The organism is Streptomyces sp. WAC05292 (assembly GCF_003949955.1).
Taxonomy (GTDB): domain Bacteria; phylum Actinomycetota; class Actinomycetes; order Streptomycetales; family Streptomycetaceae; genus Streptomyces; species Streptomyces globosus.
In genome coordinates this window covers 1-8,693 of the sequence record NZ_RPSE01000271.1, presented here as the reverse complement: position 1 = coordinate 8,693, position 8,693 = coordinate 1, and the positions used below count along the sequence as shown (strand labels likewise).

General features: G+C 75.1%; 9 protein-coding genes. 6 read left to right on the top strand and 3 right to left on the bottom strand.

Annotation, left to right across the window (positions count from 1 at the left end; all coding sequences use genetic code 11):
- Together EF903_RS23450 and EF903_RS23445 are read right to left on the bottom strand one after the other, a co-directional pair.
- The coding region (locus EF903_RS23450) for an SGNH/GDSL hydrolase family protein (protein WP_148142558.1) at window positions 1-536 on the bottom strand (536 nt) is incomplete at its 3' end.
- Entirely contained in the window at window positions 523-1,092 is a 570-nt protein-coding gene (locus EF903_RS23445) for a PadR family transcriptional regulator (protein WP_125546242.1), read from the bottom strand. The genes EF903_RS23445 and EF903_RS23450, both read right to left, overlap by 14 nt.
- 164 nt (window positions 1,093-1,256) lie before the next feature.
- On the opposite strand from EF903_RS23445, the gene EF903_RS23440 reads away from it, so the two are divergent.
- The 4 genes from EF903_RS23440 (at window position 1,257) to EF903_RS23425 (ending at window position 4,323) form a co-directional block, all read left to right on the top strand.
- Entirely contained in the window at window positions 1,257-1,697 is a 441-nt protein-coding gene (locus EF903_RS23440) for a nuclear transport factor 2 family protein (RefSeq protein ID WP_125546240.1), read from the top strand.
- Between the two features lie 212 nt (window positions 1,698-1,909).
- A complete protein-coding gene (locus tag EF903_RS23435) occupies window positions 1,910-3,019 on the top strand; it encodes a mechanosensitive ion channel family protein (RefSeq protein ID WP_185902782.1) in 1,110 nt (369 codons plus the stop codon).
- A gap of 105 nt (window positions 3,020-3,124) precedes the next feature.
- Window positions 3,125-3,553, top strand: coding sequence for a DUF6153 family protein (locus EF903_RS23430; RefSeq protein ID WP_125546236.1), 429 nt, complete (start codon window positions 3,125-3,127; stop codon window positions 3,551-3,553).
- A gap of 119 nt (window positions 3,554-3,672) precedes the next feature.
- Window positions 3,673-4,323, top strand: coding sequence for a DUF305 domain-containing protein (locus EF903_RS23425; protein WP_125546234.1), 651 nt, complete (start codon window positions 3,673-3,675; stop codon window positions 4,321-4,323).
- 43 nt (window positions 4,324-4,366) lie between these two features.
- Here EF903_RS23425 and EF903_RS23420 read toward each other — a convergent pair whose 3' ends face one another.
- Window positions 4,367-5,251, bottom strand: coding sequence for an alpha/beta fold hydrolase (locus tag EF903_RS23420; protein WP_260615823.1), 885 nt, complete (start codon window positions 5,249-5,251; stop codon window positions 4,367-4,369).
- Between the two features lie 139 nt (window positions 5,252-5,390).
- Here EF903_RS23420 and EF903_RS35930 point away from each other — a divergent pair, with 139 nt between their 5' ends.
- Both EF903_RS35930 and EF903_RS23410 read left to right on the top strand, forming a co-directional pair.
- Window positions 5,391-5,879: a MarR family winged helix-turn-helix transcriptional regulator gene (locus tag EF903_RS35930; protein WP_125546244.1), complete on the top strand. Its 489-nt coding sequence runs from the start codon at window positions 5,391-5,393 to the stop codon at window positions 5,877-5,879.
- Window positions 5,880-6,145: 266 nt separating this feature from the next.
- Window positions 6,146-6,913 carry a hypothetical protein gene (locus EF903_RS23410; protein ID WP_125546231.1) on the top strand — a complete coding sequence of 256 codons (768 nt, stop codon included), beginning with the start codon at window positions 6,146-6,148 and terminating at the stop codon, window positions 6,911-6,913.
- Window positions 6,914-8,693 lie beyond the last annotated feature (1,780 nt).

Here is an 8,693-nt window from a genome sequence, read left to right as displayed (position 1 = left end):
TCGGTGACCACCGGGGGGTGGGCGGTCTCGGCGACCACCACCCCGTGCCTGCGGGCCGACTCCCGGATGCGGTCGTTGAGGGCGGCGACGCGGGGCGCGAACGGCCGGGCGAGCGGGGTGATCCGCGAGATGTCGGGGAAGGTGACGGTCGCGACGCGGGCGCCCTGCGCGGTGAGCGCCGCGAAGACCGCCTCCAGGTCCGCGGCGACCTCGTCGGCGTCGAACCGGGGCCGCAGCAGGTCGTTCATTCCGGCGACGACGGTGGCCAGGTCGGGGCGCAGGGCGAGCGCGGGGGCGAGTTGCAGGGAGCGGACGTGGCCGGCGAGGCGGCCGCGGACGGCGAGGTTGGCGTACTCCAGGCCGGGATTGTGGGGGGCGAGCAGCTCGGCGAGCCGGTCGGCCCAGCCGCGCAGCCCGGTGGTGTCGTCGCCGTCGCCGACGCCTTCGGTCTGGCTGTCGCCGAGCGCGACGTACCGCCTGCGCGGCCAGGGGGCGGGCGGCGTGCCGCCGGCGGGGTGCGGTTCAGCGGTGGGCACGGGCGGCCTGCCTTTCGCGGAGGACGGCGGCGGAGCGTTCACACCACTGCTGGTTGGCGTGCTCGTAGGCGAGGCCCGCGAGGCAGGTGAGGTACGGGCCCACCCGCTCGCCGCGGCGCAGGAACTCCTCCTCGGTCCGGCTGCCGCGCATGGCCTCCAGGAGCCGGGTGAAGAGGTCGGCCTTGGCGCGGGAGAAGCCGGCGCGCTCGGTGAGCTGCGCGATCAGGGGCGCGGTGTCGACGTGGTCGGCGGAGTGGACCTTGACGACGAGGTCGTCGCGCATGAAGGAGGGCTTGGCGGTCTCGGCGGTGAACCGCTCCAGTTCCGCGAGCCCGGCCCCGGTGACGGTGAACAGGCGCTTGTTGGGGCGGGAGTCCTGGACGACCTCCCTGCCGGCGACCAGGCCGTCCTTCTCCAGGCGGGCGAGTTCGGCGTAGAGCTGCTGGGGCAGGGCGTACCAGAAGTTGGCCACGCCCATGCCGAAGGACTTGGCCAGCTGGTAGCCGCTCAGCTCGGCGTCGAGCAGGGCCGCCAGCACGGCGTGGCGCAGCGCCATGGGGTGCCTCCCGGTGATCGCGGCGCCCTTCCTCCGCCCGCGCTCTGGGCAGGGGCGCCACCTCCATGGTACTCAAGAATCTGACTACTCACTTCCTTGAGTATGACCGAGGGCCGATCGCCGATGACCGTGGGCCGATGGCCGTGGATGCACCTGGAGGGGCCTTGAACACAGCAGACCGTTTCCGAGCCGCCGTCGAAAGCCGCGACCACGCGGCACTGAAGGAGCTGTTCACCGAGGACGTCCGCTTCTACAGCCCGGTGAAGTTCACCCCGTTCGAAGGCCGGGCCATGGTCCTGGGCCTGTTCGGGGTCCTGCTGCGCATCTTCGAGGACTTCCGCTACGTGGGGCGCTTCGACGGCAGCTCCCAGACCAGCACGGACGGGGCGGAGACCGCGTCGGAGGTGCTGCTGTTCCGCACCACGGTGAACGGCCGCGAGATCCACGGCATCGACCTGCTGCACTTCGCCGAAGACGGCCGGATCAAGGAGTTCACCGTCATGGTCAGGCCGCAGTCCGCGGTCCGCGCGCTCGGCGAGGCGGTGCTGGCCGGCCTGGTCGAAGACGGCCTGGTCCCGGCGGGCGGGAACCCGGCCCGCGACTGACCGGGCGCGGTGGCGGGCCCCTCGCACGGCGCCCGCCACCTCACCGGCAGCCCACCTGCACCGCCGCCGCCGGCATGCGGCAGGATGGCCGTCCGTTCCGGATGCGCACACGCATGCGACGAACTCGGCTGTACGCACGACAAACTGACAGGTGGCAAGGTGACGACGACTCATTTCCCGGCGCGGCTCCCGGCGGCATCGGGGGGTGTCCGTTGACCCGGGGTCTCGTTCTGGGCGACTGGCTGGCGGCCGGCATCGCGCTCGCGGCGGGCGCCGTGGCCGCGCTCCTGCTGCGGGCCGTCCTCAAGCGGCTGGCGAAGCACGCCGCCAAGACGAAGTGGGCGGGCGACGACGTCATCGTCGACGCCCTGCGCCCCGTCGCGCCGGGTGCGGCACTCATCGCGGGCGCCGCGGTGGGCTGTTCGGCGCTGCCGCTGACCGCCCGGTTCTCCGGCCTGGTCAACGACTCGCTGACGGCGCTGCTGGTCCTCATCGCCACGCTCAGCGCGGCCCGGGTGATCGCGGGTCTGGTGCAGTCGGTGGCGTCGTCCCGGACCGGCGTCGCCGGGTCGGCGAGCATCTTCGTGAACATCACGCGCGTCGTGGTGCTGGTGATGGGCTTCCTGGTCGCCCTCCAGACGATGGGCGTCTCCATCGCACCGCTGCTGACCGCGCTCGGCGTCGGCGGCCTGGCGGTCGCCCTGGCCCTCCAGGACACCCTGGCGAACCTCTTCGCGGGCGTGCACATCCTGGCGTCGAAGACGGTGCAGCCCGGCGACTACATCCGCCTCAGCAGCGGCGAGGAGGGCTACGTCGTCGACATCAACTGGCGGAACACGGTGGTCCGCAACCTCTCGAACAACCTGGTCATCATCCCGAACCAGCGGCTCGCCCGCACCAACATGACCAACTTCACGCAGCCCGAGCAGCCGCTCACGATCCTCGTCCAGGCCGGCGTCGGCTACGAGAACGACCTGGACCGGGTGGAGCGGGTCACGCTGGAGGTCGTCGACGAGGTCATGGCCGAGGTCGGCGGCGCCCTCCCCGAGCACGAGGGCGCCGTCCGCTTCCACACGTTCGCCGACTCCCGGGTCAACTTCACGGTGATCCTGGGCGTGGGCGAGTTCAGCGACCAGTACCGGATCAAGCACGAGTTCGTGAAGCGGCTGCACCAGCGGTTCCGGGCCGAGGGCATCTCCATCCCCGCCCCCACCCGCACGGTCTCCTTCCGCGGCGACGACCTCCACGCGGTGCCGCCGCACGCGGCGGTCCCCCACCAGCGCGAGACCTCCCCCTCCCCGCTGGCCGACACGGCCCGCTGACGGCCGCGCGCCGCCCGGAACCGCCGGGCGGCACCGGGGCGGGCCGTCGGGGGCACGGTGCGGGGCCGTGCGCCCGGCTCGCGGCCCGGCCCGTACGATGACCCCGTGACCAGCACCGGACAGCCGCTCGGCCCCCGCTCCGCGGGGCGCGCCTTCGTGCTGCTGGTGCTGCTGGTCCTGGCCGGCGTGCTCGGCATGCACGCCCTGCCGCCGGACCCGGCCGCGGCCGCACCCCGCACCGCCGTCGGGGGGACGGCCGACCGGCATCCCGGGCACACGCCGGCGACCGGCCCGGCGGAACCCGACCCGGCATCGGCCGACTGCTCGCACTCGGCCGACGGCTCCGGCCACCTGGCCCACGCCGACGCGACCTGCGCGGCCGCCGGCACGGCCTCCGCCTACGCTCCCCCCGCCCTCACCGCAGCCCTCACCGGCGCCGCGGCCCCGCCGCCGCTCTCCGGGGCCGCAGCGGACGACGGCCAGGCCGGCCGGGCCCCGCCCGACCTGGCGGAACTCCAACTCCTGCGGATCTAGAGCCGCCCGCGCAGCGCGCCCTGCCCCCGTGGGCGGCGGCCGCACCGCGCTCCGGCCCCTCGACATCCGTTTCCCGCGCAGTCCCCCGTACGGGCGGCTGCGCAGCAAGGAGTTGCAGCATGAGCAGCAAGCGTTCCCTCGCCCGCCGCACCGCGGCCGCCCTCGCGGCCGGAGCGGCCGCCCTCGCCCTGACCGCGTGCGGCAGCGGCAGCGCCGACGCCGACGGCGCAGCCGCCGGACACAACGGGCACGGAGCCTCCTCCGCGCCGTCCGCCGCCCCGTCTGCGCCGGCCTCCGCGGCCGGGCACAACGCGGCCGACGTAGCCTTCGCCAAGGGGATGATCCCCCACCACCGGCAGGCCGTGGAGATGGCCGACCTGGCCCCCTCGCGCGCCGCGTCGCCGGAGGTGAAGAAGCTGGCCGAGGAGATCAAGAAGGCCCAGGACCCGGAGATCCGGACGCTGTCCGGCTGGCTCGCCTCCTGGGGCGAGCAGCCGCCCGCCGAGGGCCCGGCGGACCACTCCGGCCACGGCGGCGCGGCCGGCATGATGACCGCCCAGGAGATGGAAGGCCTCAAGTCCGCCTCCGGGAAGGCCTTCGACACGGCCTTCATGGAGCTGATGGTCAAGCACCACGAGGGCGCCGTGGCCATGGCCCGGACCGAGCAGACCCAGGGCGCGTCCACCGAGGCGAAGGCGATGGCACAGGCGATCATCACCTCGCAGACGGCCGAGATCGCCCACATGCAGAAGCTCCTCGGCAAGGGCTGACGGGCCGGCCCGCCCGGCACCCGCCGGGCGGGCCGCCGCCCCGTCAGGCGGGGCCGTCGAGGAAGGCGCCGATGCGGGCCAGCGCCCCGGGCGGCAGCTCCGTCGGCAGCGCGAAGTGCGTCAGCCCGGGCAGCGTCTCCACGCCGGCGTGCGGGACGGCGGCGCGGGCGCGCGCCGCTACGGCCCCGGCGCGGTGGGCCGCGCTGCGCTCCGCCAGCAGCACCAGGAGCGGCGCGCGCAGGGCGGAGGGGTCCGGGCGGCGGCCCGTCACCGGCCGCTGCCCGGCGAAGGCCTCCGCCGCGCAGGCGAACAGGCGCTTGTACTCCGGGTCGGTGGCCGTGCCGGCCGTCTCGCGGTCCACGTATGCCAGCGCCCGGGCGGCGGTCGGCCGCAGCAGCACGGGCAGCGAGCGCAGCAGGAAACCCGGGCGGAAACCGGCGAAGCACTGCGTCGGGTCGAGCAGCACCAGCCGGTCCACCCGGTCGGGGCGCCGCAGCGCATGGCTCAGGGCGATCCAGGCCCCGTACGAGTGCCCCACGAGGTGGGCGCGGTCGGCGCCGAGGCCGTCGAGGAGCGCGTCCAGCCAGGCCATCAGGTCGTCGGTGGTGCGCAGCGGCCGCCCCTGCGGGACGCTGCGCCCGGCGTCGCCGAGGATGTCCGCGGCCAGCACGCGGTGGGCCGCGCCGAGCGCGGCTGCCGTGCGGAACCACACGGCGCCGGTGGCGCCGCCCCCGGGCAGCAGGAGCACGGGCGGGGCGCCGGCGGGCCCGTGGGCGTGCACGCGGGTGGTGCCGAAGGGCGTGGGGACATCCAACTCCTCGGTCCCCGCAGGCCAGCGGGCGAGCAGGGCGTCGTACGCGGCGGAGAACCGCGCCCCGGCGAAGGCGCCGGGCGGGGCAGGCACGGACAAGGGCAGGGGATCGTGCACGGCTGGCTCCCTACGGGGACGACGGTGCCGCCGGTTGACGACGGTCGACGACGGGTCCCGACGGTTGACCCATTCTCTCGCTGAGCGAGATAATAGCCAAGTGAGCGATTCCTTCACCCCGCCACCCGACGGCCCCGAGATGCGGCTGGTCCACCTGCTGCGGGCCGTCACCGTGGAGTTCGACCTGCGCGGCGCCGAATTCGCCGCCCGCCACGGCCTGCACCCGACAGACCTGCGCGCGCTGATCTTCCTGCTGGACTCCGACCGCGCGGGCACCCGGGCGACCCCGGGCCGGCTCGGCGCGGCCCTGCGGCTGAACTCGGCCGGGGTCACCTCCCTCGTCGACCGCCTGGAGCGGCAGGGGCTGGTCCGCCGCGGCCGCGACGACCGGGACCGCCGGCGCGTACTGCTGTCGGTGGAGCCCCAGGCGGTGGATCTGGGATGGTCCTTCTTCGGCCCGCTCATCGGCCGCCTGGTCGACGCCGCCGCCGACTTCACCCCCGGCGAGCTCGATGTCGTCCACCGCTACCTGAGCTCCGCACTCGGGGCGGCATCGGAGCCCGACCCGGCAGCGCAGACACCGCCGGTCCGCCACCGGCCGCACGGCACGGACACAGCCGCCGAGTAGCCGGTCGCACCCTTCGCACGAGCCCGCGCCGTTCTTCGCCTGCTGCCCGTCGGCGTTCCACCGTCCGGAGGCGCTCTCGTGCCTGAGCGCAGCCGAGCGGTTCGGCGTCGGGTCCGGGCCCCGGACCGGCGAGCGGCCCCGCGTCGTCTGGGGCCCGAGTGGTTCCCGTGACGGCTGGGAACCGCTTCGGCGCGTGCCGCGTGGTTGCTTCGGGGAACGGCACGACCGCCGGGGCCCGCGGGAGCCGAGGCGGAAGGGCATGACGCATGACCAGCGACAGCGAGGAACCGGGAAGAACCACCCCGCCCGCATGGCCGGGCTTCCGCTCGGCGACCGGCCGGGGCGCCGCCCCCGGACAGCGCCGGGTCTTCCCGGGCCCCGTGCCGGCCGCGCTGCGCGCGCTCGGTGACCCGGTCCGGGCCGTGGACTGGCCGTCCCGCCCGGCGTTCCGCAGCTCGCGGCTCGCCCTGCTCGACACCCTGTGCCGCTGGCAGACGGTGCGGGTGCTGGCGTACGTCCGGGCCCTCGCCGCCGGGGCCGCGGACACCGGGCTGCTGGAGGGCCTGCGCGTGGTGCCGGGCCCGGAGACCGCGGCCCACCCCGACGCCCACGCCCTCGTGGAGCACCTGGAGGCCGCCGCCCTCGGGCTTCCGGCCCTCCTCCTGGACGCGGTCGTCCGCGACGCCGGCAGGTTCGTCGCCCACAACCGTTTTTCGGCACCGATCATCGCCGCGGCCCTCGCCGCGGACTCGCAGCCGGCGGACACCGACGAGGCCGCGGCCCGGGCGGGCGTCCTGACCGGCTACTGGTACGAAACCCCCGCCCTGCGGGGAGGGCTGGCCCTGGCGGGGAGCGCCAACGGGTTCGTCGGCTCCTGGCTGTGGTGGTCGGCGAGCTTCACGTACGGCGACCCCGCGGGCGGCATCGGCATCACCACCGACCCGCCGTCGCCCTTCCCGGCCGCCGCCGCACTGCCCGCCTGGGCGGCCCCCCTCCTCGCCGCCGCGGCAACCCCACCGATGGACGGGGCGTAGCACCCGCGCGGCGGAGGTGCGCTCGGCGGCAGCAGGCCGACCGGGGTCGGCGGGGAGACGGCAGGAGCAGAGCCCGGCGGACACGGGTCGGCCGGCACCGGAGCCGCGCCGCCGGCACGCGGTTCGGCGCAAGCCGACCAGCCGGAGACGGACACGCAACGGCGGGGACCAGACCGGCGGAAGCACCACAGCCGTCGCCCAGACGCGACGGCGGGATACGGGCCGGCGGAAGCCGACCGGACGGCGGTGGAATCGTGACCGGGGGTGTCCCCGGCAGTCGATGGTGTCCGGGGCGGGCCGGTCCCTCAAGGGCGCTCCCTCCGGTCGCGTCGCTGCGCGATGGCCCTTGCGGGCCCCCCTTGACCGACCGGCCCGCCCCGGAGGCATTTTTTCTGCCGGGACGCCCCCAGGGGAATGGCCTGGAGGGACCATGAGCCACCAGGCACATCAGGGAGCTTTCTCTCCCGCCCCGCCCGCCGCATCCCGTCCCGCCGGGATCAGCAGATCCGTCGGCGGGGGCCAGTCAGGGCGGTGACCGCACGAAACGACGTCCAGAGCATCGTCCGGGGACAGGAGCGCCCCGGATCACTACGTGCGCACCGTCGGTTCGGCGTCCGGCCGCCAGCGGCCGAGAGCGCCCCGGACGACAAGGTGGCCGCCCTTGACCGGCGGCCAACCGTCGGCTGCAGGGCAGCGGGAAGCGAGCTGGGCCGCTTCGCACCCCACGACACTCGTCGGCAGTCGGCCACCGAGGCTGCCGGAAACACACGCAGTGACCGGGGGCGCTTCGCCGCCCCAGGAGGCGGGGCGAGGCTCGATAAGGAAGGAGGCGTGGGGGCGGCTGGGGCGCTGCGCGACCCCAGGGGCCGCCTCGGGGGACGGCCCCAAGCCGCCAAAGGCGTGCCCGGTAACGGCCTTGGGCACTCCGCATCGCATGACAGTCGTCGGCACACAGCCGCCCTGCCGACGACGCCCGCGCAGCGATCTGCCCCCGCACCTGACAGCCGATGGCCGCCGGGCTGAGGGCACCCCTGTACCAATCTGTTGGGCACCCTCGGCCCGTGACCGTGGTCAGTCGCCGAGCCGAGGGCGCCCCTGCACCGATCCGTCGCGAATGCGTGCTCCTGACGGCCGCCAGCCGCCAAACCGACAGCGCACCCGTAGCGATCCGTCGCGTCGCCCGGCCCGTGACGGCTGCCAGCCGCTGAGCTGAGGGCGCCCTGTGGCAATCTGTTGCGCTCCTGGCCGGTGACGGCCTTCAGCCGCTGGGCCGAGGGCGCCCTTGTAGCGATCCGTCGCGCCTTCCAACCGTTGACGGCGGCCGGTCGCCGAGCCGAGGGTGCCCCTGTAGCGATCTGCCGCGTCTGCCCGCCCCTGACGGCCGACGGCCGCCGAACAGAGCCGGGCCGCGTAGCGATCTGGGGCGCTCCTGTCTCCGGATGATGCTCTGAGCATCGTTTCGCGACGTCACAGACCTTCCGGGCCTTCGCCGCCGGGGCTGCTGATGCCGGGGGACAGGACACGGCCGCCGGAGCGGGAGGGCAAGGGCTCTGACGAACCCCGATGGTCTTCGTCCCCCCTGGCCGTTCCCCTGGGGGCGTCCCGGCAGAAAAAATGCCTCCGGGGCGGGTCGGTCTGTCAAGGGTGGCCCGCAAGGGCCATCGCGCAGCGACGCGACGACGAAGGAGGAGCGCCCTTGAGAGACCGGCCCGCCCCGGACACCATCAACTGCCCGGGACACCCCCAGCACCACCCCTGATGCCGGCTGATCGGCCACCGC